Annotated in this window: 21 protein-coding genes; 8 read left to right on the forward strand and 13 right to left on the reverse strand. The window is 73.2% G+C overall.

Features of this window, described 5'->3' with window-relative positions:
* The first annotated feature begins 47 nt into the window (after window positions 1-47).
* From AC6F7H_RS33390 to AC6F7H_RS33405, 4 genes are all read left to right on the forward strand, one after another.
* Window positions 48-1,073, forward strand: coding sequence for an FkbO/Hyg5 family chorismatase (locus AC6F7H_RS33390; protein WP_500762354.1), 1,026 nt, complete (start codon window positions 48-50; stop codon window positions 1,071-1,073).
* Window positions 1,070-2,623: a class I adenylate-forming enzyme family protein gene (locus AC6F7H_RS33395; protein WP_500762356.1), complete on the forward strand. Its 1,554-nt coding sequence runs from the start codon at window positions 1,070-1,072 to the stop codon at window positions 2,621-2,623. The genes AC6F7H_RS33390 and AC6F7H_RS33395 overlap by 4 nt, the downstream gene beginning before the upstream one ends.
* A 74-nt stretch (window positions 2,624-2,697) precedes the next feature.
* Entirely contained in the window at window positions 2,698-4,308 is a 1,611-nt protein-coding gene (gene cmdF / locus AC6F7H_RS33400; protein WP_500762358.1) for a tyrosine 2,3-aminomutase, read from the forward strand.
* A gap of 137 nt (window positions 4,309-4,445) precedes the next feature.
* Complete coding sequence (locus AC6F7H_RS33405) at window positions 4,446-5,435, forward strand: hypothetical protein (RefSeq protein ID WP_500762360.1); 990 nt, start codon at window positions 4,446-4,448, stop codon at window positions 5,433-5,435.
* A gap of 83 nt (window positions 5,436-5,518) precedes the next feature.
* On the opposite strand, the gene AC6F7H_RS33410 is transcribed toward AC6F7H_RS33405, so the two are convergent.
* Entirely contained in the window at window positions 5,519-7,135 is a 1,617-nt protein-coding gene (locus AC6F7H_RS33410) for an MFS transporter (protein ID WP_500762362.1), read from the reverse strand.
* 301 nt (window positions 7,136-7,436) lie between these two features.
* Between AC6F7H_RS33410 and AC6F7H_RS33415 the strand changes: the two genes are divergently transcribed.
* Window positions 7,437-7,562 carry a hypothetical protein gene (locus tag AC6F7H_RS33415; protein ID WP_500762364.1) on the forward strand — a complete coding sequence of 42 codons (126 nt, stop codon included), beginning with the start codon at window positions 7,437-7,439 and terminating at the stop codon, window positions 7,560-7,562.
* A 239-nt stretch (window positions 7,563-7,801) separates the two neighbouring features.
* Here the strand turns inward: AC6F7H_RS33415 and AC6F7H_RS33420 are convergent, their stop codons facing one another.
* The 3 genes from AC6F7H_RS33420 to AC6F7H_RS33430 are packed head-to-tail and all read right to left on the reverse strand — an operon-like array spanning window position 7,802 to window position 9,635.
* Window positions 7,802-8,107 (reverse strand): hypothetical protein, encoded by a 306-nt coding sequence (locus AC6F7H_RS33420; RefSeq protein ID WP_500762366.1) that lies wholly within the window; start codon window positions 8,105-8,107, stop codon window positions 7,802-7,804.
* Entirely contained in the window at window positions 8,104-9,054 is a 951-nt protein-coding gene (locus tag AC6F7H_RS33425) for an oxidoreductase (RefSeq protein ID WP_500762368.1), read from the reverse strand. The genes AC6F7H_RS33420 and AC6F7H_RS33425 overlap by 4 nt, the downstream gene beginning before the upstream one ends.
* 38 nt (window positions 9,055-9,092) lie before the next feature.
* Window positions 9,093-9,635 carry a carboxymuconolactone decarboxylase family protein gene (locus tag AC6F7H_RS33430; RefSeq protein WP_500762370.1) on the reverse strand — a complete coding sequence of 181 codons (543 nt, stop codon included), beginning with the start codon at window positions 9,633-9,635 and terminating at the stop codon, window positions 9,093-9,095.
* 290 nt (window positions 9,636-9,925) lie between these two features.
* Here AC6F7H_RS33430 and AC6F7H_RS33435 point away from each other — a divergent pair, with 290 nt between their 5' ends.
* Window positions 9,926-11,233: an MFS transporter gene (locus AC6F7H_RS33435; protein ID WP_500762372.1), complete on the forward strand. Its 1,308-nt coding sequence runs from the start codon at window positions 9,926-9,928 to the stop codon at window positions 11,231-11,233.
* 75 nt (window positions 11,234-11,308) lie between these two features.
* On the opposite strand, the gene AC6F7H_RS33440 is transcribed toward AC6F7H_RS33435, so the two are convergent.
* The 3 genes from AC6F7H_RS33440 to AC6F7H_RS33450 all read right to left on the reverse strand — a co-directional run bounded on the left by AC6F7H_RS33440 (window position 11,309) and on the right by AC6F7H_RS33450 (window position 15,850).
* Window positions 11,309-12,235, reverse strand: coding sequence for a GNAT family N-acetyltransferase (locus tag AC6F7H_RS33440; protein WP_500762374.1), 927 nt, complete (start codon window positions 12,233-12,235; stop codon window positions 11,309-11,311).
* A 645-nt stretch (window positions 12,236-12,880) separates the two neighbouring features.
* Entirely contained in the window at window positions 12,881-14,281 is a 1,401-nt protein-coding gene (locus AC6F7H_RS33445) for an FAD-binding protein (RefSeq protein WP_500762376.1), read from the reverse strand.
* 36 nt (window positions 14,282-14,317) lie between these two features.
* Window positions 14,318-15,850, reverse strand: a complete 1,533-nt coding sequence (locus AC6F7H_RS33450) for a methyltransferase domain-containing protein (protein ID WP_500762378.1) — start codon at window positions 15,848-15,850, stop codon at window positions 14,318-14,320.
* A gap of 325 nt (window positions 15,851-16,175) precedes the next feature.
* On the opposite strand from AC6F7H_RS33450, the gene AC6F7H_RS33455 reads away from it, so the two are divergent.
* Together AC6F7H_RS33455 and AC6F7H_RS33460 are read left to right on the forward strand one after the other, a co-directional pair.
* On the forward strand, window positions 16,176-17,351 hold the full coding sequence (locus tag AC6F7H_RS33455) for an epoxide hydrolase family protein (RefSeq protein WP_500762380.1): 1,176 nt from the start codon (window positions 16,176-16,178) through the stop codon (window positions 17,349-17,351).
* A gap of 34 nt (window positions 17,352-17,385) precedes the next feature.
* Entirely contained in the window at window positions 17,386-18,789 is a 1,404-nt protein-coding gene (locus tag AC6F7H_RS33460; RefSeq protein ID WP_500762382.1) for an extracellular solute-binding protein, read from the forward strand.
* A 54-nt stretch (window positions 18,790-18,843) separates the two neighbouring features.
* Here the strand turns inward: AC6F7H_RS33460 and AC6F7H_RS33465 are convergent, their stop codons facing one another.
* The 6 genes from AC6F7H_RS33465 to AC6F7H_RS33490 form a co-directional block, all read right to left on the reverse strand.
* The gene (locus AC6F7H_RS33465) at window positions 18,844-19,053 is read right to left on the reverse strand and encodes a DUF6052 family protein (protein WP_500762384.1); all 210 of its coding nucleotides are present in this window, start codon (window positions 19,051-19,053) and stop codon (window positions 18,844-18,846) included.
* Window positions 19,022-20,332 carry a phenylacetate--CoA ligase family protein gene (locus AC6F7H_RS33470; protein ID WP_500762386.1) on the reverse strand — a complete coding sequence of 437 codons (1,311 nt, stop codon included), beginning with the start codon at window positions 20,330-20,332 and terminating at the stop codon, window positions 19,022-19,024. The genes AC6F7H_RS33465 and AC6F7H_RS33470 overlap by 32 nt, the downstream gene beginning before the upstream one ends.
* 101 nt (window positions 20,333-20,433) lie before the next feature.
* Window positions 20,434-21,069, reverse strand: coding sequence for an anthranilate synthase component II (locus AC6F7H_RS33475; protein WP_500762558.1), 636 nt, complete (start codon window positions 21,067-21,069; stop codon window positions 20,434-20,436).
* 5 nt (window positions 21,070-21,074) lie between these two features.
* A complete protein-coding gene (locus tag AC6F7H_RS33480) occupies window positions 21,075-22,580 on the reverse strand; it encodes an anthranilate synthase component I family protein (protein ID WP_500762388.1) in 1,506 nt (501 codons plus the stop codon).
* Between the two features lie 16 nt (window positions 22,581-22,596).
* Window positions 22,597-24,006, reverse strand: a complete 1,410-nt coding sequence (locus tag AC6F7H_RS33485) for a phenylacetate--CoA ligase family protein (RefSeq protein WP_500762390.1) — start codon at window positions 24,004-24,006, stop codon at window positions 22,597-22,599.
* On the reverse strand, window positions 24,003-24,722 hold the full coding sequence (locus AC6F7H_RS33490) for a flavodoxin family protein (RefSeq protein ID WP_500762392.1): 720 nt from the start codon (window positions 24,720-24,722) through the stop codon (window positions 24,003-24,005). Before AC6F7H_RS33490 ends, AC6F7H_RS33485 begins: the two co-directional genes overlap by 4 nt.
* Window positions 24,723-24,746: the final 24 nt, after the last annotated feature.

The following is a 24,746-nucleotide window of genomic DNA, read 5'->3' on the forward strand; positions in this document are numbered from 1 at the left end:
CGCACTCACCGCTTCGCTTCGCAGCGCTCACCCCTGGGAGCAAACTCGTGACAGCCCTACGCACCTTCGCGCGCACACAGTTGCTCGACTGCGTGTTCGACACGACCTCCGGCGGGGACGGGGACGTCCTGGCCGGCCGGAACGTCCTGGCCCGTATCGTGTACGGGCACCACGGCGGGCGGCCGACGCTGTACCGGGGATCCCCCCGGCTCGACGTCCATATGACCGCCGCGGACGCCGTCCCGTTCACGGAGGTCTGGGTCACCGACCGTCCGGTGCGCTGCGGGCTGCAGGACAACCTGGTGTACGCGGAGGACGGCGAGCACTTCTTCTGCGCGGTGCGCATCGAGGAGAGCGGTGTGTACCGCGACGCGGTGCACACCGCCTACGACGCCGCGTTCCGGCTGGCCCGGCAGCAGGGGTACACCGACCTGTTCCGCATGTGGAACCTCGTCGGGGACATCACGGGTACCAACGCCGAGGGCACGGAGATCTACCAGGACTTCTGCGCCGGCCGGGCACTGGCCTTCAAGGAGTGGTCCGAGCACTTCGAGGGTATGCCCGCCGCGACCGGCATCGGCACCCTGGGGACGGGCATCGACCTGTACTTCCTGGCCTGCCGTCCCGGGCGCACGACCCATCTGGAGAACCCGCGGCAGACTCCGGCCCACCGGTATCCCGAGCGGTACGGGGCCAGGCCGCCGAGTTTCGCGCGCGGTACCCATCTGGCCTCCGAGGGGCACGGAGCGGGGGCCCTCTTCGTATCGGGCACGGCCAGCATCCTCGGCGACGACACGGTGCACCCCGACGACATCGAGCGCCAGCTGGACGTCACCCTGGCCAACATCGAGACGCTGGTGAGCGGGGAGAACCTGCGCCAGCACGCCGTCGACGCTGGGTATGGGCTGACGGAACTGGACTCGGTCAAGGTGTACGTCCGTGACGCGGAGCACCTGCCGGCGGTGCGGGCCCGGTGCGCCGAGGTGTTCTCCAGCGGGGCCGACGCCGTGTTCTTCAACGTCGGTATCTGCCGACCGGACCTGCTGGTCGAGATAGAGGGGATCTGCCGATGACCACCGCCCCGCCGCGCCCCGCAGGCGACGCGATCGCGCTGGTCTCCGTCCGCGACACCCGCAGCGGCAATCTGGCCGAACTGTTGGAGGAGTCCGCACGCGCGCACGGCAGGCTGGACCGTACCGCCTACATCGACGAGAGCGGCGAGCACTCCTTCCGCTCGGTGTACGAGGGAGCGGGCCGGGCCGCGGCGGTGTTCGCGGCGCACGGTCTGGGTCCCGGCTCACGCGTCCTCATCGCCCTGCCCGACGGCCTCGACTTCGTCCGGGCGTTCCTGGGCGCCGTACGCATCGGCGCGGTGGCAATCGCCGTCAACTCGACCTTCCACCCGGACGAGATGGCGCGGGCGGGGCGCATCGCCGAGCCCGCGGCCGTGGTGGCCACGCCCGACCTCGTAGGGCTGTTCACCGCCCCGGTACTGACCGCGGACCTGTTGTCGCGGGGCGGCGGCGCGGCGCCGCCGTACGCCGACTGCACGCCGCGGACACCGGCGTACGCCGCGTTCACCTCGGGCACGACCGGTGACCCCAAGCTCTGCTTCCACACGCACGCCGACGCGGAGGTCCTCGACCAGGCGGCCGGCCGGGCCGTCGGTGTCACCGAGGACGACGTCTGCTACTCGGTGCCGCGGATGAACTTCGCCTACGGGCTGGGGAATTCGCTGCTCTTCCCCCTGTTGCGGGGAGCCGCCACCGTGCTCACCACCCGGCGGCTCGCTCCGGCCGACTGCCTGGCCCTCCTCGCACGGCACGGGGTGACCGTCCACTACAGCCAGCCCACTTTCTTCGCGCACATGCTCGCCCACCCCGGCGCCGAGGAGATCCTCGGCCGCCTGCGGGTGGCGGTGGTCGCCGGGGAGGTGCTGCCCCGGGCACTGGAGCGACGGCTGCGCCACATCCTGGGCGAGCGGCTGCTCAACGTGTACGGCACGACCGAGATCGGGCACGCCCTGCTGGTCAACGGGGCCGGGGCGTACCGCGAGTTCACCCTCGGCAGGGTACTGGCGCCCTACCGGCTGCGGATCGTCGACGAGCGGGGGCGGTCGGTGGCCGCCGGCACCGAGGGCCGGCTCGAACTGGCCGGGCCCACCATCGGCCCGGGCGTCGCCCGGGGAAGCGACGTCCCGCTGCGGACGGCGCCGGAGGAGTGGTACGCCACCAGCGACGCCGCGACGGTCGACTCCGACGGGTTCGTCACCGTGCACGGGCGTCTGGACGACGTGGAGATCGTCGGGGGCATCAACGTGCATCCCGCCGAGATCGAGGACCGCCTCATGGAGCACCCGGCCGTGAAGGAGGCGGCGGTGTGCGCGGTGCGGCACGACAACGGGGTCTCGGTGCTGCGTGCCTTCGTCGTCCTGCGGGCGGGCGTCGACGCCGCCGCACAGGGAGTACGGCAGGCGCTGCTCACCACCGCTCGCACAACGCTGACCTGGTACAAGGTCCCCGAGGATGTCGTCTTCGTCGCGTCCCTGCCCCGCAATCACACCGGCAAGCTGCTGCGCCGCACGGTCCGTGCGCGGGCGGCCAGCGGTTCGTTCCAGCCCTGACACCTGCCGCCCTGCCCCGACCTGTCCGCCGGCTTCCTCGTCGAGTCCGGCTTCGTCCACCTGGAGTGAGAGCGTTGACAACAGCTGACACCGGCACCGCCACGGTCGTCTTCGACGGCGAGAGCCTCACCACCGACGCGGTGAGCCGTGTCGCGGAACCAGGAACGCCGGTGGGGGTGTGCCCGGATGCCGTGGCCAAGGCACTCAAGAGCCGCGCGATGCTCGAGGACCTGGCGGAACAGAACATCCCCATCTACGGCGTGACCACGGGCTACGGCGAGATGATCTACATGCAGATCGACAAGTCGAAAGAGATCGAACTGCAAACGAACCTGGTGCGCAGCCACAGCGCCGGCGTGGGTCCGCTGTTCGCCGAAGACGAGGCCCGGGCCATCGTGGCGGCGCGTCTGAACACGCTTGCCAAAGGGTACTCCGCGGTCCGGCCTGAGATCCTGGACCGCTTGGCGCTGTATCTGAACGAGGGCATCACACCGGCGATACCGGAGATCGGCTCCCTCGGCGCCAGCGGTGACCTCGTTCCGCTCTCCCACCTCGCCGGCACGCTCATCGGCGAGGGCCAGGTGCTGCGCGACGGCAAGCGCCGTGAGACGGGCAAGGTGCTCGGCGAGCTGGGGATCGCCCCGCTTCAGCTGCGCTTCAAGGAGGGCCTGGCGCTGATCAACGGGACCTCCGCCATGACGGGTTTGGGCTCGCTTGTGGTGGAGCGGGCGTTCACTCAGGTTCGCCAGGCGGAGGTGGTCTCGGGCCTGCTCAACGACGTACTGCGCGGGTCCAGGAGCCCGTTCCTGGCCGAGGGCCACAACATCGCCCGGCCGCACCGGGGGCAGATCGACTCGGCGGCCAACATGCGGACCCTGCTCGCGGGCAGCCGCCTGGCCCTGGACCACGCGGACCTGCGCCGTGAACTGGAGAAGGCCAGGGAGGGCGGCGGTGACGTCCAGCGCACCGACGTGTATCTCCAGAAGGCGTACACGCTGCGTGCCGTGCCGCAGATCCTCGGGGCGGTCCGGGACACGCTCGGGCACGCGCGGGAGCGGCTGGAGATCGAGCTCAACTCCGCGAACGACAATCCGCTGTTCTTCGAGGGCGAGGAGATCTTCCACGGAGCGAACTTCCACGGCCAGCCGATCGCGTTCGTCATGGACTTCACCACGATTGCGCTCACGCAGCTCGGGGTGCTGGCCGAACGGCAGGTCAACCGGCTGCTCAACCGGCATCTCAGCTACGGTCTGCCGGAGTTCCTCGTCGCCGCCGACCCGGGCCTGCACTGCGGTTTCGCCGGCGCGAACTACCCGGCGACGGCCCTGGTGGCGGAGAACCGGACCATCGGACCCGCCAGCACGCAGAGCGTGCCGTCCAACGGCGACAACCAGGACGTCGTCAGCATGGGCCTGATCGCGGCTCGCAACGCCCGCCGGGTGTTGCAGAACAACAACCGCATCCTCGCGGTGGAGTTCCTCGCCGCGGCGCAGGCCGTGGACGTGTCGCGGCGGTACGAGGACCTGAGCCCGGCGAGCCGGGCCACGTACGACGCGGTGCGGTCCCTGGTGCCCGCCCTGGGCGTGGACCGTTACATGGCCGACGACATCGAGCTGATCGCCGCGGCGCTGTCGCGGGGCGAGTTCCTGCGGTCCCTGCTCCGGGAGGGAATCGCTCTGCGCTGACCCGGCGCGACGAGGCGTGTGGGGGGCGGTGCACGGACCGGTGCACCGCCCCCCACACCGCGTTCGGGGCCTCTTCCCGGTCCCGGAGACACCGCACGTCTTCCTTCCGCACTCACTCCTCAAGGAAAGGCATGCTCATGACACAACTGACGCAGCGTCCTCCCCTGGACGCCTCGGACCCGCGGCGCACGCGCACCTCGCGTGAGCCCTCGTTCTTCTTCAACGGCCACGCTCCGCGGCGGCGGATGCTGGTCGCCGTGGTCAGCGCCCTGTTCGGCTTCGCCCTGACGGTGGTGTGGTCGGCGGAGTTCGTCGACCGGACCATCGGCGACAACGTCGCGGACACCCTGCTCGGCCACCACGCCAAGGACACCCCCATCGCCGGTGTCCTGGCCGGTCTGGCGTTCGCCGTGGCGACCGGGGTCGCGGGCACGTTCACGGCGTGCAACGTCGCCGTGTTCAGCGCGCTGGCCCCGCTGACGGGCGGGCCGTCCTCCCCGCTGCGGCGGCTGACCGCCGCCCTCCAGCCGCTGAGCAGGCTCGCCGCGGGTGCCGTCACCGTGTCGGCGCTGTACGGGGCGGTCGTGGCGCTGGTCGGCGCCGGTATGCCGCAGTTCGACGAGAGCGCGCCGGGCAGCGGGCTGTCCGGCCGGCTGGTCCAGGCGATGGTGGTGTACGGGCTCATCGGCCTGGTCATGCTGGTTCTCGGGCTGTCCTCGCTGGGCGTGGTGAAGGACCCGCTGGCGCGGCTGTCGCGGCGCTTTCCCGGCGCGCCGATGCTGTTCATGGGCGCCCTGATCGGGGCGTTCCTCATCGGGCGCCCGTTCCCGTTGTTCCGGCAGCTGTTCCGGGACGCGGCCGAGAGCGGCAACCCGCTCTACGGGGCGACGGCGTTCGTGCTGCAGACGCTCGGCAACCTCGTCGTCGTGGCGGTGCTGTTCCTGCTGGTGACCGTCGTCTTCGGAGACCGGCTGCACCGCTGGCTGACGGCCCGGCCGAGCCGCGCGTCGGCGCTGATGGCGGCGGCGTTCATCGCCGCTGGCGTCTTCATGATCCTGTACTGGGACGTGCGCCTCCTGGCCTACCGCGACCTGATCTGGTACCCCATGGCCCCCTGGGTCCACTGAGGCATACGGGACACTCGTCGGCCGGGTGCGCGTGGTGCGCACCCGGCCGACGCGTGTACCGGAGACGGTTCGCGGGCTTCGGGTCAGACCCCGGCCTTCTGCGCCGGCTCGGCTTCGGCCGCGCTCCCGGTCTCGGACACGTCCTCGCCCTCGGCCTCGGCGTCGGCCGCGGTCTCCTCCTGGCCGACCGGCGGGACGTGCCGCATCAGGACGACGAAGAAGGCGCCGACGACGGCGATGAGGACCGCGCTGACCGCGGCCACCGTGTGCAGGCCGCCGGTGAAGGCCACCCGCACGGGCTCCAGCAGCGTCTCGGCGAGCGGTGCGGGCAGCGTGTCGGCGGCGGCCGCGGCACCGGCGACGCTGTCGCGGGCGGCGTCGGCGGCGCTCTCGGGCACACCCGCCGGAAGGGTGCCGGCGATGTCGTCCCGGTAGACGGCCAGGCCCAGGGTGCCCAGGGTCGCCACACCGAAGGCGGCACCGAACTCGTTGCTCATCTGGGACAGGGCCCCGGCCGAACCGGCCTTCTCCGCGGGAACGGTTCCCACGACCATGTTCGTGCCCAGCGCCACGATCGGGGCGCCACAGAAGGAGAAGACGGCGAACCCGGCGATCAGTACGGCCGTGCCGGAACCGGGTTCGAGCTGGGTGAAGGTGAGCAGGACGGCGGTCACGCCCGCGATGCCGACGCCGATGACGTACGCGGGACGGATCTTGCGGGCGATGATCGGGCACACCGCGAAGGAGACGGTCGCCGCGGCCATGCCGGGCAGCATCCCCAGTCCCGTCTCGAACGGGGTCATGCCCTGTGCGGCCTGGAAGTACTGGGTCATGAAGAGCATGACCACACCGCCGATGAGGCTGTACGCGAGCAGGCTGAGCAGCGCGGCGGTGAACCGGCCGTGGGTGAACAGCGTGACGTCGAGGAGCGGGCTGCTCAGACGGCGCTGGCGCTGCACGAACAGCACGCCCACGACGAGGCCCGTGATCAGCACGGTGACGGGCAGGGCCTCGAGACCGTTGCGGGCGATCTCCTTGATGCCGTAGATGACCGGGACCGTGCTGCCCAGGCTCAGCAGGACGCTCGCCGGGTCGAGGCGGTCGGCCCCGGGGTTCTTGAACTCGGGCAGGACGCGCGGGCCGACGATCAGGATGAGCGCCATGACCGGGACGCCGATCAGGAACAGCGAACCCCACCAGAAGTACTCCAGCATCACACCGCCGAGCAGCGGGCCGATGATCGCGCCGATGGTGAAGCAGCTGGCCCACAGGCTGATGGCGACCGTGCGCTGCTTGGCGTCCTGGAACATGGTGGTGATGAGCGCCAGGGTGGACGGCGTCAGGGCGGCGCCGGCGATGCCCAGAAGCACGCGGGCGGTGATGAGCATGCCCGGGCTGGTGGCGAAGGCGGCCATCAGGGAGGCGGCGCCGAACGCGGCCGAGCCGATCAGCAGCAGCTTGCGGCGGCCGATGCGGTCGCCGAGGGTGCCCATGGTGACCAGGAAACCGGCGACCATGAAGCCGTAGATGTCCATGATCCACAGCTGTTGGGTGGAGTCGGCGCCGAGATCCCTGCTCAGGTGCGGCAGCGCCAGGAGGAGTACGAAGACGTCGAGGGCCACGAGGAGGGTGGGCAGGGCGAGGACGCCCAGCCCGATCCATTCCTTCCGCCCGGCTTTGGGAGCCCCGCCTGCAGTCATGTGCCTGTTACTTCCCCTCGTCGTGGGTCGTGCGCGGGTGGGTGTGGTGGTGCCGGTGCGGGAGGCACGGGTGTGCGCCCGCCCCTGCGCGTGCCCGTGCGCATGCCTGCCGTCGGGCCCACCCGCCACCGTCCCCCGGAGCCTGGCGCGCCCGCATCTCCCTGCGTGCCGAATCGCATGCGGAATCCGCGGGTTCCACCGAGCGACTTGGAAGGTGCCCAGGCCGAAGCGGGGGCCGTAACGCCATGGACACAGCAGCCGGAACGCCCGGCTCACTTCATGACCCGCAGGGAGTCAGGACATGACCGTCGAGAACAAGCTCGGCCTCATCACCCGTGTCGGCGCCACCGCGGTCCTCGCGGTCGGGCTGGGCGCCCCGTCGTCCCGAGCACGTCGGCCACGGCCGCGGCCCCGGTCGTCACGGTGACGTCGGCCACGGACCTCGCCGACAGTGCCACGGTCGCCCTCAGAGCCACGGGGCTGACGCCGGGGACCCTCTGTCCCGTGGGCAGTGCGCCTTCGTCGACGGCGGCCAGGCGATCACCTTCTCCTGACGCACGACCACCCTCTGCGGCCCGGTCGGTTCACCACCGTCGCCCCGCTCTGCGTTCCTCTCCGCGCCGCCCATCCCCTCCGGGCCGGGGCGGGGAGGGGCGGAGGGCCGCTTCATCCGCGCGGTTCGGTACCGGGACGACAGCCGCGCCGGCGCCGTGCGGGACGGGGCCTGCCCCGTACGGGGCAGGGCCGGACCGCCTCGGCGGGCAGGGGTGCGGGCGGCACGGGCGTGCCGGGCCCGGCGGGGAGCGGGGGCGTGCCGGGCCCGGCGGGCGGCGCGGGAACAGTGGCCTCCGGGGGCTCCTGGGCGTCCGGCAGGCCGATGTCGAAACTGCGCCAGACCCAGGCCCAGGCCGCGGCCCGCAGGAAGGGTCCGTCGGGGCCGTCGTCGGGACGGGCGACGGGCGGCACGGTCATCCTCCGGCCTTCGCCGGCGGGCCGTCGGTTCCGGTGCGGGACGCCGGAGGACCGTAGCGGACACCGGTCAGCGCCTCCGACAGCTCCCACAGGCGGACCTGCGCCAGGGCGTCGCGCGACGCACGGCTGGAGGCCGCGGGGGCCGGCGTGCCCCGGCTCTCGAACCGTTCACCCGGTCCGAGGTACACACCTCCCGGCAGCAGAGGATCGGTGGCGGCCCGCAGCACCGGCCAGGCCGCCCGCTCGGGCGGCTGCGCCAGCAGCCGCAGCGCGACCCGGCTCACCGGACGCAGCCACCCCGGCGCCTCCCCCTGCCACAGGGCGGTCGCCGACAGGCCCGGATGCGCGGTGACGGAGAGGGTCACGGCACCGCTGCCCGCCAGCCGCCGCTGCAGCTCCCGGGCGAACATCAGGTTCGCCAGCTTCGACCGCCCGTAGGCGGTCAACGAGCGGTGCCCAGTCGTGCTCCGGGCTCCCGCTTCGTCCGTCGCACCCCGGCCGGCCCGGTGGGCGAGGCTGGACACCGTCACCACGCGGGACCCCGGGACCCGGCCCATCAGGTCCAGCAACAGCCCGGTCAGGGCGAAGTGCCCCAGGTGGTTGACGCCGAAGTGGGGCTCGAAGCCGTCCTCGGTGCTCGCACGGGAGGGGAACATCACCCCCGCGTTGTTCACCAGCACGTCGAGCCGTCCGTGCCGGCGCCGTACCTCGTCCGCGGCCCGGCGCACCGAGTCCAGCGAGGCGAGGTCGAGGTGGACGACCTCGGTGCGCCCGCCGATGCGGGCGGCGGCCGTCCGGCCCCGTGCGGTGCTGCGGCAGGCCAGAACGACGTGCGCGCCGCGCTCGGCGAGCACCCGGGCGACCTCCAGTCCCAGGCCGCCGCTGCCGCCGGTGACCAGGGCCGTCCTGCCGTTCTGGCCGGGGACCCCGGCCGGGGACCAGTCCACGTGAGTCCTCCTCGGTGGTGGTGCGCGCCACGGAAGTGTCAGAGCGCGGCTCCGTAGCCGTGACGGACGATGGCGTCCGCCGCGACCGCGTAGTAGGCCGGGTCGGAGGGCGCGTCGGTGGCCAGGCCGCTGACATAGCGGTTGTACATGCAGAAGGCCGCCGCGATCAGCACCGTGTCGTGGAGGTGGCCGTCGGTGGCGCCCTCGGCGCGTGCGGCGCGGACCGCCTCGTCGGAGACGGGACGCGCCTGGGCCTGCACCTCGGCGGCGATCCGCAGCAGGCTCTTCAGCAGTGCGGACACAGGAGCACCCGCCGGGTCGGCGAGGACCGCCCCCACCACATCGGCACCGCCCTCCAACTGGGCGGCGGCGAACGCACTGTGGGAACGGGCGCAGAACGGCGTGCTGTTGAGGTGCGAGACGTAGGCGGCGATCAGCTCGCGCTCTCCGCGGGTCAGCGGCGAGTCGCCGCTGCGCAGCAGCGTCTCCGCGAGCCGGTTCAGGGGGGCACCGGTGTCGGGACGCTGGGCCATCAGGCCGCTGATGCCGGGCAGGTCGTTGTCGATCGCGATGTGCGTCATCGCGGCACCCTTCGCTCGGGCGGGCTCGGTCGGTGCCCATCGTCGGCAGCGGGGTGCGGGGCGGCCAACTCCGAGCGTGCGCACCCGCGCGGGGACGCGGCGTGCGGTCGACAGGTGAGCACGCCGGGAGTTGGCCGGAGCCCCTGCCGCTTCCCACGATGGGCACCGACCGGCCGCCCGCGACAGCGGCGGCCGGCCCTCCCCCGTCCACCGTCCGCCCCGGCCCGCACGACGAGGCCGGCCGGCGGGTCACGTCCCGCGGCCGCGCCGACGCGGTCCGAAGGAGTCCCATGCCCGTGTCCGTGTCCGCGCCCGCGCGTGAGAAGGCCCACCGGCGCTCGGTCGCCGCGACGGTCGTCGGTAATTTCGTCGAGTCCTTCGACTGGCTGGCGTACGGACTGTTCGCGCCGCTGTTCGCCGCCCGGTTCTTCCCCTCCGACAACACCCTGACCTCCGTGCTGGGGGCGTTCGCGGTCCTCGGTGTCGGTGTCCTCATGCGGCCGCTCGGCGGCCTCCTGCTGGGCCGGTTCGCCGACCGGCGCGGCCGGCGGCCGGCGCTGATGCTGGCCGTCTCCCTCATGGCGGGCGGCTCGTTCCTCATCGGGGTCACGCCGACGTACGAGCACATCGGGCTGCTCGCCCCGCTCGTGCTGCTCCTCGCGCGGATGGCCCAGGGCATCTCGCACGGCGGCGAGTGGCCGGCCGCGGCCACCTATCTGATGGAGGTCGCGCCGGAACGGCGCAAGTGCACGTACGGCAGTCTGTTCTCGGTGACCACCTGCGCCGGCGCGTTCACCGCCTCCCTGCTGGGCGGCGGGCTGACCGCCGCGGTCGGCTCCGAGGCCATGGCGGCGTGGGGGTGGCGGGTGCCGTTCCTGGTCGGGGGTGTCCTCGGCCTGGTGCTGCTGGCGCTGCGCACCCGGCTGACCGAGACCGACGTGTTCCGGCGCGAGGTGAGCAGCCGGGCGGGCCGCGGATCGGTGCGCCGGGTCCTGGGCACGTACCGGCACCAGGTGCTGCTCGCCGTCCTGTTCGTGGCCGGCACGGGCACCGTCGGCGGCACCTGGACCGCGGTCGTCCCCGCCCTGGGCGGGCGGCTGGCCGAACCCGGCACGGTGATGTGGGTCGCCGTGACCGCCACCGCGTTCCTCATGGTGGTCAACGTCCCGCTCGGTCTGCTCGCCGACCGGATCGGGGCCGCCCGCTTCCTGGTCGTGGCGAGCGTGGTCTTCGCCGTGGCGGGCTCCTGGTCGTACCTGACGATGCGGGGCACCTTCGCCAGCCTGCTGCTCGCCTACGGTTCCGGCGTGCTCTACCTGACGTGCGCGACCACGGTCCTGCCCAAGCTCCTGACGGAGATCTTCCCCCCGCAGGTGCGTGCCCTGGGCATCGGGCTGCCCAACGCCGTGACCAGTGCCGTGCTCGGCGCGGTGATGCCGGTGTCGGCCGCCTTCGCCGCCGAGCGGGACGCCTCCGGCTGGTTCATCGCCGCGGTGATGGCGGCCGTCCTGCTGTCGCTGCCGGCGGCGGTGCTCTCCCGTCGTCCGCGGGCCGTGCGCCCCGTGCTGGAACAGACCGGGCTGACGCTCACCAAGTGACGGGTCCGGGCCGGGACGTCGGGGACGTCCCGGCCCGGAACCCCGTGCGTGCCGGGGCGCGGCGGCGGGAGAGGATCACAGTTCCGGTTCCCGGTGGAAGTACGTCACCGTCCGTTCGCCCCGGACGCCGAGGGCCCGGTGCAGGGCCTCGGGGTCGAGGAGTTGGGCCGTGTCGACGGCGATGAGGGCCTGTGCGCACTGCCGCCGGCGCAGTTCCGCGAGTGCGGCGGCCATCAGGGAGAGGCCGACGCCGAGTCCGCGCGAGGCGGGGGCGACGGCGGCTTCCAGGATGCGGCCCTGGCCACTCGCCGCCTGCGCCAGGACATGGCCGACGGGGTGCCCGGCGATCTCCATGAGCAGTGCGAAACCCGAGAGCTCGCTCAGCCGCCGGATCCGGGCGCGGAACAGGGCCGGATCGTGCGTCTTGGGGCCCCTGGCGCGGCTGCGCAGGTGCAGGTCGTGCAGCACGTCGGCGTCCTCGGCCGGCACGGCCGGCCGGATGTGCCCGTCCCGGGGCAGGGCCGTCGGCGGCATCCCGCGCGACAGGTCGACGTCGTACTGGGTGATCGTGGCACCGCGTTCGAACCCGGTCTCCTCCAGGACCTGGGGGAGCACGGTGTCGCCGCCGAGGACCCCGCCGACATCGAGGCCGAACGCGGTGCCGCGCGCCAGCGCGAGCGCGTCGGTGCGGTCCAGCAGGTGCAGGATCATGAACCGGGCGGCCGCGGCGCTGCGCGGGCCGGGCCGGACGGTGAGCGCCGCGTCGGCGTCGGTGCCTCCGCCCAGGGCCAGCGAGGCCCATGCCAGCAGTTCGTGGCCGGGCCCGGTCAGGCACCAGCTGTGGTCCTCGTAGTGAGGGTGCGAGATCGTCAGCAGGATGTCCTCGCGGGTGCAGGCGGCCGTGCCCGTGCTGCCCTCCTCGTACGCCCTGACCAGGCGCACCAGTGTGTCCACGGGGACGTCGGCGGAGCGTCTGAGGACGAATTCTCCGGGCAGGGTCATGGAAGTTCGTGCCCCCTTTCCTGGGGGATCGGTCGTGGGTCGGCGGGTCGGCACCCGGGGCGGCCGACCGAGGAAGGGACGGCGCCACGGCCGGGGCGGCGGCAGCGGTCCCGGCCTCGGGGCGGGCAGCGGGGCGGGCAGCGGGCGTTCGCCGGACGTGCCGCGAGCCGCACGGGCACCGTCAGCGTCTGCGGCGGCCGGTGTGGGTGCGGGTGTGGGCCGATCCGCCGGAGGGCCGGAGCCCGGCGGGCGGCCGGCACAGTAACGGACGGGGGCCGGTGTACGGGCACCGCGCGGCGCGGGTCCGGCCCGCGGGGGACGGCCGGAGCCGCGGGGGCCGTTCGCCCGGGCGCCCGGAGTCCGCCGCCGTGCGGCAGGGGGCGCCGAAGCGGCGTCCGTCGCACACCACGCCCCCTCACCGCCCTTCGCTCCGGCCAAGATCCCTCGGCGTAGTCGGATGCTACTTGGCCAAGTGGGGCCGGGTGTTCTTCCAAATTGCTCTCCGCCGTCGTGACGTGCGGAAAGCGGCACCGCCCGCCGGCCGGGCGCCGGTGGAGGGTGCCGTGTCCGTCGCGCCGGGGGAATCCGTCCCCCGGCGAAACGATGTGCTTCGGTGCTTTCACGGGCACCGGGCCGCGGGCCCGTCTACCGCGGTTCACGCCGGACCGGCCCGAGCGCGCCGGGGGCGACGTCCCCGGCGAACACGCCCCGCGGGTCGACGCGGGCACGCACCCGGCCGACGGCCGCCGCGCGCTCCTCGTCGAGGTGCCGCTGCGGACGCTCGTGTCCCTCGACCAGGGACGGCAGGGTGTACCCCGTGTCCCAGGGGGCGAGCGCCTCCCGCACTGTGGCGCAGTGGTCGTGCAGGGCCGAGGCGGTGACCGGTCCGAACGGCGGACCCGACCCCATGTACGCGTAGGCCGCGTCCACCTCCGACAACGCGCCGCCCTCCGGGTGGGCCTCGGCGAACGCCCCGCCGAGCTGGCGCAGCGTGGCCACGGCCAGCGGTGAGCCCGAGCCTTCGCCGACGGCACCCAGGAAGGCCGCGGCGCCGGCGTCGTCCAGTTCGCGCAGCAGCAGGTGGTCGCCGATGAAGGGGACCGGGTCGGCGGGGTCCATGTGGGCGTCCAGCACCCCGGCGGGCCCGGTCTCGGCCCAGGTGTCCAGCAGCGGCTCGGCGATCTCGCGCAGCGGGCCGAGGAGCCCGGCGGCCGTCTCGCGGGCCGCCGCGGTGTCCTCCTCCCGGCGCGCGAGGACGGCACCGTCGACGCAGAGCACCGGCCCGGCGGCGAGCTGCGGCGGGACGCCGGGCACCGGCGGCAGGTTCATGAGGCGCAAGGAGGTGGTCGCCTCGCGCGGAGCGTGCCGGGTCCAGGCCCGCCAGCGGTCCAGCAGCGGGCGGGCGTGGGCGGCGGACCAGTAGCTCGCGCCGGTGACGACCTTCGCGACGGGGAACAGGCCGATCTCCACACCGGTGACGACGCCGAACCCGCCGCCCCCGCCGCGCAGCGCCCAGAACAGCTCGGGTTCGTGGTCGGCGTCGGCGCGCACCGACTCCCCGTCGGCGGTGACCAGTTCGATCGCGCGGACGGTGTTGGCGGCGAGGCCGGTGCTGCGGCCGTAGAAGCTGACGCCGCCGCCCAGCAGGTAGCCGACGACGCCGACGCCCGCGGCCGAGCCGTGGGCGGCGGCGAGCCCGTGCGGGGCCGCGGCCCTGACGACCTCGCCCCAGGTGGTGCCGGCCGGGACGCGGGCGGTGCGGCGGACGGGGTCGATCTCGACGCCGCCGGCCGGCTCGGTGCGGATGAGCAGGGCGCCGTCGGCGGGACGTACGGCGCCGGAGGCGTGCCCGGTGGTGTGCACGCGCACCGGCAGCCCCGCCCGGACCGCGGTGCGCACGGCGGCCCGGACCTGAGCGGCGGTGCGGGCGGTGACGGCGGCCGCCGGGCGGGGCGGGGCGGCGAGGTTGAACGCGGCAGTCGCCCGCTCGTACTCGGGGCTCCCGGGCCGGGCGAGGGCCGTCTCCCGGACGTCGGAGAGGGACATGAACGGGCTCCTTCCGTGGCGGCGGCCGGCGGGCCGTCAGGCGTCCTTGACGGCGGTGAGGAACACGAAGGTGCCCGGGCCGCTCTCCTCGCGGACCGTCAGGCCCGCCTCGGTGAGCCAGCGCCCGAGGTCCTGCGGTTCGAACAGCCGCAGTCCGCCCTCGTGCTGCGGGAAGCGGTGGGCCGCCTGGAAGTAGCGGTAGACGGGGTCCTCGGAGCGGCGGAACGTCATCGCGGTGAAGGTGCCGCCGGGGCGCAGGATCCGGCCCACCTCGGCGATGGCGGCCGGCGCCTCGTCGTAGAAGGCCTGCAGGGCGTTCCAGCACACGACCGCGCCGACGGAGGCGTCGGCGAAGGGCAGGTCGGCGGCGCCGGCCAGCACCGCGGGCACGTCGGGCAGCCGGCCGCGCAGCACGTTGAGCATGGGCAGCGAGCTGTCGACCGCGACGAGGCGGTCGGCACCGACGGCCCCGGCGACGACGGCGGTCCACCGGCCGGCGCCGGCGGCGAGGTCGACGACGGGTCCGTCGACGGGAGCGACCTGTTCGGCGATGTAGCGGTCCTCGTCCGCGGGGGTGACGGTGCCGCCCCAGTTCGCGCCGGCGACGCGCAGGAACGAGGGGCGGGCGACGGCCTCGTAGAACAGCCCCATGCTGGGCACTTGGGAGAGCTTCTCCAGGAAGTCGTCCACCCCCGTTTCCTCGCCGGCCGGGGCGGTCAGGTCGAGGATGCCGCCCGCGACCGGGTAGTCGCAGGCGCAGCCGGTGCAGGTGAAGCGCCCGTCGCCGGGCTCGAGCTCCTTGTGGCACAGGGGGCAGCGCAGGGCGTCGGTGTGCGCGGCGAAGAGCTCGGAGCCGGCCGCGGGGGCGGTCGCGTGGGCCCGGTCGGGGACGGCGGCGGCCGGGGCGTCGGACGGGTCGCCGTGGCACACCGCCCAGTAGGCGCGGGCTCCGGTGCAGCCGAGCACCGTGCGGGTGTCGTTGTCCCAGGCGGTCAGGAGCTGCTGCGGGCTCAGGGCCTTCACCCAGCTCTCGTCGAAGGCGCGTTCGTCCTCGTCGAGGGTCCACGCGGACGGGGAGGGCCACACCCGGCCCAGCCCGGGCCGGCCGGGGTCGAGTTCGCTCAGGGCGCGGTCGAGGCGGGAGAGGTCGGCCGGGTCCGGTTCCCGGCCGGACGCGGCGGCGAGGATCTCGTCCCGGTCGGCCGGGAAGTGCGACAGCAGGTAGAACAGGGCGAGCGTCAGCGGGACGCCGATGCCGTCGGTGCGCAGCAGCCGCAGGTAGCGGTCCAGGTGGGCGCGGACCGCCCGGGTCACCGGCCCGGCCGCGGTGGGATGCTCGGACTCCGCGAGCAGGCCGAGCAGGATCACCAGGTGCCCGCGGCGCTCCCGGCCGGCCCTCTCGAGCGCCGCGACCAGGGCGGGCACGGCGTCGAGTGCCGACGCGGTGGGCTCGCCGTCGTCCCACACCGTCTCCACCAGCAGGCGGTAGTGGTGCGCGGCCCGCTCCGGCGCGGCGTCCACGAAGGCGTCGACCAGGGTGTCGGTGGCGTGGGCGGTGGCAGCGTTCATGGGGCGTCCTTCCTGCTGAGGTGCGGCGTCACCCGGCGTCACCCGGCGCCCTGCGCGACCGGCGCGCTGACCTGCGGCGAAGGGGCCGGTCGTGGGGGATGCTGTCACTGCCGCCCCGGCCGGTGCATCTTCTGGGCTGCCCTCCTTCGGTCCGGTGCCGGGCCGGTGGGCACGGAGCAATCCGCAAGATGCGGGGCCGTCGGACAGCGGCGCACGATACGGCTCGACGCACGTGTTTCGGGACCGATCCCGCCGGGCGAGCCCTGTGACCTCCTTCAGCGAGCCGCGGCCTTCACGCGCGGACCGACTCTCCTCGGAGCGCTTCATGCATCCCTTCCGTATCGACATCCCGCAGGACCAGCTGGACGACCTGGGCCGGCGGCTGGAGGCGACCCGCTGGCCCGACGAGCTGCCCGGCGTGGGCTGGAGCCGCGGAGTGCCGCTCGGTTACCTGAAGGAACTCGCCGAGTACTGGCGCACGTCGTTCGACTGGCGCGCGGCCGAGGCGCGCCTGAACGCGCACCCGCAGTTCGTCACCGAGATCGACGGCGCGCCGGTGCACTTCCTGCACGTCATCTCGCCCGAGCCGGACGCGACGCCGCTGCTGCTCACGCACGGCTGGCCGGGTTCGGTCGCCGAGTTCCTCGACGTGATCGGTCCGCTGTCCGACCCGAGGTCCCACGGCGGCGACCCGGCGCAGGCGTTCCACCTGGTCATCCCGTCGATCCCGGGCTACGGGTTCTCCCGTCCGCTGCCGGAGAAGGGCTGGGACACGGGCCGTATCGCCCGCGCCTGGGCCACGCTGATGGAGCGTCTGGGGTACGACCGGTACCTGGCGCAGGGCGGTGACGCCGGCGCGGTGATCTCCCTGGAGCTCGGGCGGATCGACCCCGAGCACGTCATCGGCGTTCACGTGAACATGCTGATGACCTTCCCCTCGGGCGATCCGGCCGAGCTCGCCGGGCTCGGTCCGGCCGACCAGCTCCGCCTGGGCAAGCTGGCCCGCTTCGACGCGGAGCTGTCGGGCTACATGAAGGTCCAGCAGACCCGCCCGCAGACACTGGCCTACGCGCTGACCGACTCGCCGGTGGGCCAGCTCGCCTGGATCGTGGAGAGGTTCCTGGACTGGACCTCGGCCGAGCAGCGGCCCGAGGAGGCGGTCGACCGCGACCTGCTGCTGACCGTCGTGTCGATCTACTGGCTGACCGCCACGGCCGGTTCGTCGGCCCAGTTCTACTTCGAGGGCGCCGAGGGGGTACGGGCCGCCGCCGCCGGCGCGGTCCCGCCGCCGCTGACGGTGCCGGTGGGCGTCGCCGTCTTCCCCGACGACATCTTCGTGCCCATCCGGAGCCTCGCCGAGCGCGACCTGCCCAACCTCACGCACTGGACCGAATTCGAACACGGTGGGCACTTCGCCGCGATGGAACAGCCGGCCGCCCTGACCGGCGACATCCGCGCCTTCGCCCGCTCCCTCACGTCCGCCACCGCCACCGCCGCCTGAGACGGCACCCGTTCAGACAGAGATGAGGCCGTAGATGACCACCCCGACCGTGATCGACGTCTGGCTGGGCGACCTGACCTTCCCCGGCTACATGGACCGGCTGCACCGGCTGGGCGCCGAGTTCGAGAAGGCCCACCCGGAGTACCGGATCAACATCGAGGGCCGGGACTTCCGCAACCTGTCCCGGGAGATAGCGGAGGCGGCCGACGCGGGCCGTCCGCCGGCGATCGGCGAGTTCTACTTCGCCGTCACCCAGGCCGCGTACGACATGCGCACCCGTGACGGCGCACCGCTGTTCACGTCGGTGCAGCAGGCGATCGCCGGCCGCACCGAGATCCTCGGCGAGCCGGTCGTCGTCGACGACCTGCTGCCGGCCGTGCGCGAGCACTACTCCCGCGACGGCGACCTGGTCTCGATGCCCGCCGTGGTGACGGCGATGCTGATCTACGGCAACCAGGACCTGCTGCGCGCCGCCGGTGTCGAACACCTGCCCACCACCTGGGAGGAGCTGGAGGCGGCCTGCGAGGCGGTCGCGGCGCTCCCGGACGGCCCGAGCCACGCGGTGACCTGGGCCAACCACGGCCTGTTCTTCCAGCAGGCGCTCGCCGTCCAGGGCGGGCACCTGGCCGACCACGACAACGGCCGCTCGGGCCGGGCCTCCCGCCTGGACCTGTCGTCCAAGGAGATGCTCACCTTCGTCGAGTACTGGCAGCGGCTGCACCAGGAGGGCCACTACCTGTACACCGGCAAGATCCCGGACTGGGAGGGCAACCTCAAGGCCTTCGCCGACCAGGACGTGGCACTGCGCATCACCTCGTCCAACGACCTCAACTACATGGCCCAGGCGGCCGAGCACGCCGGGTTCGGCATGACGGTCGGCCGCTTCCCCGGCCGGGCGGGCGAGCCGTACGGCGGGAACATCATCGCCGGTACCTCGCTGTGGCTGACCGCCGGTCTCGACGAGGTGACGCAGGACGGCGCGCTGGCGTTCATGCAGTTCCTGAACAACCCGCGCAACGCGGCCGACCGCCACATCGCGAGCAGCTTCGTGCCGGTGACCCGCTCCTCCTACCGGCTGCTGGAGGACGAGGGCTGGTTCGAGGCGAACCCCTTCCACCGGCTGGCCAGCGCCCAGCTCGGCAGCTACACCGAGGGTGAGGGCGTGCCGCCGTGCCGGGGCGCGCTGTTCGGCGACTTCGCCGGCGCGCAGGACGTGATGACCCGCGCAATGGGCGACGTCCTGCTGCAGGGCGCGGACCCGGCGTCCCGGTTCGCCGAGGCGACCGCGGAGGCCCAGGAGCTGCTCGACGCCTATGAGCGCGACCGCGCCGACAACGGCGTGCGCAGCCCCGAGAGCCTGCGGGTGGAGTACTTCACCGGCGCCGAGGCCTACACGGGCGCGCAGCTGGAGAACGCGGTGCGCGGCAGCAACGGCTGACGCCGGACACGCTTGAAGGGGCGCCCCGGGTGGGGGCGCCCCTTCCGTGTGCCGTCAGGCCACCAGGGTGCGGGCGGGCTCGCGGTAGTAGTCGAATTCGACGGCCTGGCCGTCGAGGGCCAGGCGCAGTTCGGCCAGGCAGGTCCGTAGCGAGGCGAGTACCGCGGGCACCTGGACGGTGTCCGCGAGGTGGGTCAGGGTGCGGTAGCTCTCGATGAGGTGGAGCTCCTGCTCAGCGGTGAGGGATGAGGACGCGTTCGTCATGGAGTCGTGCCGCCTTCCATTGTGATCGGGGCAGGCTGCCGGCGGGGGCGAGCTCCACCACGGGTCGGATGCCGATCTCGCGCTTGAACTCCTCCGCGATACGGCCGCACAGCGCGTCGGCGGCCCGGCCGGCGAGTTCGCCCGCGTCGACCCTGACGTGGACGGTGTCGAGCCCGCGTACGGTGCGGAGGGACGACTGGAACTCGTTGACCTCGTCGAAGGAGCGGACGACGTCCTCGATCATCACCGGGGTGACGGACACTCCGCGGATCTTGCGCATGTCGTCGACGCGCCGCAGGATGCCGCCGTCGTAGAAGTCCCAGGTGCGGCCGCAGCCGCACTCGGTGTGCGGGCGCCTGACGACGATGTCCTCGGTCCAGTGGCGGAAGAGCTGGACGCCCTCGCGGGAGAGTCCCGTGGTGACGCGGACGCCCTCCTCGCCGTAGCCGACGGGCTGCTTCGTCTCGGGGTGGAGCACCTCGTCGTAGCAGGACTGTTCGTTGATGTGGCAGGCGTTGCGCCGCGAGGGGCACTCGAACATGAAGACGCCGCCGAACTCGGTGGTGCCGGCCGCGTTGAAGACGCGGGCGCCGAAGGCCTCCTCGATGGTGCGGGTGGTGAAGTCGGAGCGCGGCTCGGCCCCGGCGAGGATGATCCGTACGTTCGCCTCGCGGGCGAGGTCGACGCCCATCTCGCGGGCCGTCTCGATCAGCCGCATGGCGTAGCTGGGGGTCAGGCCGAGGACCTCGATGCGCTGCTCCACCAGCAGACGGACACGGGTGCGGGAGTCCAGGCCGCCGGAGGGGAAGACGGTGCAGCCCATGCGCTCCAGCGCGTAGTGCATCCCCCAGAAGCCGGCGAGCAGGCCGTAGCCGAAGCACACCATGCCCTTGTGGTGCGGGCGCACCCCGTTGGCGTGCAGCGCGGTGCAGAAGGTGTCCACGCACCACACCCAGTCCCGCTCGGTGTCGAAGGTGCGCACCGGCGGGTTGCCGCTGGTGCCGCTCGTCTGGTGGTGGCGCACGCCCAGCGAAGGGTCGAGCGAGGGCCAGGTGCCGTACGGCGGTGCCTGCTCCTCGGCGGCGAGCAGGTCCGCCTTGTACAGCAGCGGCATCCGGGCGGTGTAGTCGGCGAGCGAGGTGATGCCCTCGGGTATGCGGGCGTTCCAGAACGGTGAGGAACGCCGGGCGTGGTCGAGGGCGCGGCTGAGGCGCTGCCACCGCCAGGACTCCAGCCGTTCGCGCGGCATGGTCTCCGCTGTGCTGTTCCAGTAGTCCACGTGTGTCTCCGATGTACGCCCGGCAACTGGTGGCACCGGGAATCCTGGCGCTCGCCGGCCCGGCGGCGCATCTTTGCGCGTGCGGTCCGCGGCTGGCGGCCTCAGGCGGCGGGGACGGGGATCGCCCAGGTGGCGAAGTCCCGCACGACGCGCAGGTAGTTGGTCATGACGTCCATACCGTGGTCGGTGCGGAAGCTCTCGGGGTGGAACTGGACCGACTCCACGGGCAGGGTGCGGTGACGCAGCCCCATCACGTAGCCGTCGTCCGCCGACCGGGCGGTGACCTCCAGACAGTCGGGAACGGTTTCCTCGGGCACGATGAGCGAGTGGTAGCGGGTCGCCTCGAACCGGTCGGGCAGGTCGGTGAACAGACCGCGTCCGTCGTGGTGGATCCGGCTGGTCTTGCCGTGCATGAGGTGCTCGGCGGGCACCACGCTCGCGCCGTAGGCGCGGCCGATGGCCTGGTGCCCCAGGCACACCCCGAGCAGCGGCAGGCGCCCTGCGAAGGCCCGTACGAGCTCCACGTGCCCCGAATCGTCCGGGTGCCCGGGCCCGGGGCCGAGGAGGATGCCGTTGAGCCCCATGGTGGGCACGTCGGCCGGGGAGAGCGCGTTGGAGCGCACCATGAGGGGGACGGCACCCGCCGACATCAGGTACTGGCGCAGGATGTCGACGAAGCTGTCGAACGCGTCGACCACCAGGATCCGCGGGGCGAAGGCGGGCCGGAGGGGGAACATCCGGGTCACAGCAATTCCTTTCCGGTGACCGCCCAGTGGGCGGCGCTCATCTTGGCCAGCGTCTCGCGCCATTCGGCGCGGGGGTCGGAGTCGGCGACGATGCCCGCCGAGGCGCGGGTGCGGTACACGCCGTCGCGGTGGAACAGGGTGCGGATGCACAGGGCGAGGTTGGTGTAGCCGCCGACGTCGAGGACGCCGAGGGCGCCCGCGTACAGGCCGCGGCGGCTGCGCTCGACGGACTCGATGATCTCCATGGCCCGGATCCGGGGGGTGCCGGTCATGGTGCCGGCCGGGAACAGGGCGGCGATCGTGTCGAAGGCGTCCTTGTCGTCCTCGGCCCGGCCCAGCACGGTGGACACCAGGTGCAGTACGTGCGAGTAGCGCTCGACGGCGAGCCGGTCGGGGACCTGGAGGGTGTCGGCGCGGCAGATCCGGCCGATGTCGTTGCGGCACAGGTCGACGAGCATGGTGTGCTCGGCGATCTCCTTGGGGTCCGAGGACAGCCGCCGGGCGCCGGCCTCGTCGTCCCCGGTGCGCGGCAGGGTGCCGGCGATGGGACGCATGGTGACGGTGCCGTCCTCGATCCGCACGAACAGTTCGGGGCTCGCGCCGATGACGCACTGTCCCGCCAGGCTCGCGAGGTACATGTAGGGCGAGGCGTTGCGCCGGCGCAGCCGCTGGTAGACGTCGGCCGGGCGGGCCGGGGAGCGCATGGTCAACTCGTGCCCGATCTGCACCTGGTAGATGTCGCCGACCGCGATGTGCTTCAGGCAGCGTTCGACGTCGGCGGCGAACCGGCCGGGCTCGCTGTCGTCGGTGACGACGGCTTCGGGGAAGGTGTCGGCGGCGGGCTCGGGATGGGTGTCCCGGGCCCGGGTGAGCAGGTCCAGGACGCCGTCCTGGTCGAGGGGGTCCCAGTGCGCCGACTCGTGCAGCAGCAGTTCGGCCTCACCGCCCTCGAGGTCGGCGACGACGCAGCCCTGGTGCAGGACGAGGTGGACGTCGGGCAGCTCGGGGCGCTCCTCGATGAGGTGGGGGAGGTCCTCGATGTAGCGGACGGCGTCGTAGCCGAAGTAGGCGAGGAAGCCGAAGCGGAAACGGGTGGCCGAGCCCTCGGCGTCGAACATCCGCTGGGCGGTGCGCAGCAGCGCCCACAGGTCCTCGAAGGAGCGCAGCCGCACGGTGGCGTGCCCCGCGCCGCCGCCCTCCTGCGCCCCGTCGTGCGCGAGCAGCGGCCGGGCGCGTTCCAGCAGCAGCCGGACGAGGCCGGGGCGGCCCGTGACGCGCACCGTCCCGTCGGTGACGGACAGCGACAGGAGGGTGCCGAAGCCGGCGAACTGGTAGCGGCGGTCGCGCAGCGGGCCGGCGGCGGACTCCAGGAGGTACACCTGGTCGGGCCCGAAGCGTTCGGCGAGGGCACGGTAGGCGGGGAGCATCGCCGGCTGGGGCATGGCCCGCGCGTGTGTCGTCACGCGGACCGGGGCGGGTGCCGCCGGGTGCGGATCGGTCATGGCAGGTCCTTACGGTTCACGTGGTGATCGCGTAGCGGTGCGCGACCTGTCGGGCGGTGCGCGCCGCGCCGTCGGGCCCGGAGCGGCGGTCCAGGACCCGGGCCGCCTTCCAGCTGACGAACGAACCGGTGTGGGTCACGGGGTCGATGTCGGTGTCGACCACGACGGTGCTGTGCGCGCCGGTGCGTTCGCGCAGCCGGGCGGTGACGGCCGCGGCGACCCGGTCGGGCCGTGCGGTGCCGGGGAGGAGGTCCATGCGGACGGTGACCCGGTCGCCGCCGTCCGGCGCGCTGTCGACGACGACCTGGTAGCCCAGGCAGCCGCGGACGTCGGTGAGCACCGCCGCCTCCAGTTCGGCCGGCCACAGCAGGCCGTCGCCGAGCGGGATGCGGTCGCCGGCGCGTCCGACGACCTCGACGACCGGGCCGGGCAGGGCGGAGCCGGGCGGGGCGGGGGTGAGCCGGACCAGGTCCCCGGTGCGGTAGCGGATCAGCGGTTTGATGCCGTCGACCAGCATGGTCAGCACCAGTTCGCCGGTGCCGTACGGGCTGAGCGGGGCGCCGGTGTCCGGGTCGACCAGTTCGGCCAGGTAGTTGGGCGAGGACAGGTGCAGGACTCCGCTGTCGGCGCCGGAGGCGATGCACAGGGCCTCCTGGGAGCCGTACAGGGCGGGCCGTACGACGGCCTGCGGCCAGACGGTGGAGACGTTCGCCGCGAACTGCGGGGTGCAGATCTCGCCGAGGACGAGGAACAGCTTCACCGGCAGCGCGGCCGGGTCGTAGCCGTGGTGCAGGGCGGCCTTGGCCAGGCTCAGGCACAGCGCGGGCGCGCACACGATGACCTCGACGCCGAGTTCCTCGATGAGGCGCAGCGCCTTCTTGAAGCCGACGCGCGGCGACTCGGGCCAGATCTTGACGTGGCAGAGGTCGAGGGTGGCGGCCACGTCGGTGAACACGTCGCCGAACGCGTACAGTTCGGACGGCCCCATGAGGCCGACGACGGGTTTGCGGTCGCCGAAGCGGGTGCGCAGCAGGTGGCGCCAGGACTGCTCCACGGCGGTGTTGGAGGCGGCGATGTCGCGGGCGTCGCGCGGGCAGGGGGTGGCGGCCCCGGTGGTGCCGTTGGTCTCGTAGTAGATCCGCGCGTCGGAGAGCGGCCCGGACAGGACGTCGTACATCTCGCGGCGCAGATCGTCCTTGGTGGTGAAGGGCAGCGCCCCGAGCGTGGCGGGGGTGACGGCCTCGATGTCCAAGCCGGCCAGGTGGCGGCGGTAGAACGGGGAGCGTGCGGTGACGTGCCGCAGTACGGCGGTCAGCCGCTCGGCGTGCCAGTCGGCCAGCGCCCGCTCGGTGAGGGTGCCGTCGTGGAAGGAGTCGCTGATCCGGCGGTGGGCGGCGAGGAAGGCGTCGGTGCCGTCGGCGGTCATGGCCGGGCCTGCGCGGAGAGGGCGGGCTCGGGGGCCGGCTCGGGGGCGTCCTCGAACTCGGCGGCGTTCAGGGCGAGTCCCACGCGTTCGTTGGCCTCGCCGGTGTGGATCGGTCCGTCCTGCCCGGTGAGCCTGCGGTGCTCGGCCAGCAGTTCCATCATGTCGATCATCCGGTCCACGAGCCGGGAGACGTTGGTCAGTCCCTCGTCGTCCTTCAGCGCGTCACCGCGGTGCAGGGCGTGCACGGTGGCCGGGAATCCGCTGCCCACCACGATCATCCGGTTGAGCAGGGCGTTGACGGTGAGCTGCGCCCACACCTCGCCGCCGCTGTAGCGGCGGGCGACGGAGACGACTCCGGCGACCTTGTTGGTCAGCGGCCGGTCGAAGCGCAGATGGCCGACCCCGGCCCGCTCGATGAAGGTCTGCATGAGGCTGGCGGTGCCGAAGCCGTGGACCGGCGCGGCGAAGACGATGCCGTCCGCCTCGATCATCCTGGCCACCACGTCGGCGACGTCGTCCTCCACCGCGCAGGGGACCGTACGGGTGTTGCAGTCGCCGCACGGGCCGCAGCGGTCCATGCGGACGGAGCGCAGATCGACCGTCTCGAACTCGACCCCTCGCCGCGCCGCGACCCCGGCGGCGTACCGCAGGACGTCGGCGGTGTTGCCGTCACGCTCCGATCCGTTGATCGCCAGGATCCTGAGTGGTGCTGTCACGAGATGACTCCTTCGCATGCGAGG

Source organism: Streptomyces sp. MMS24-W38 (genome assembly GCF_059889265.1).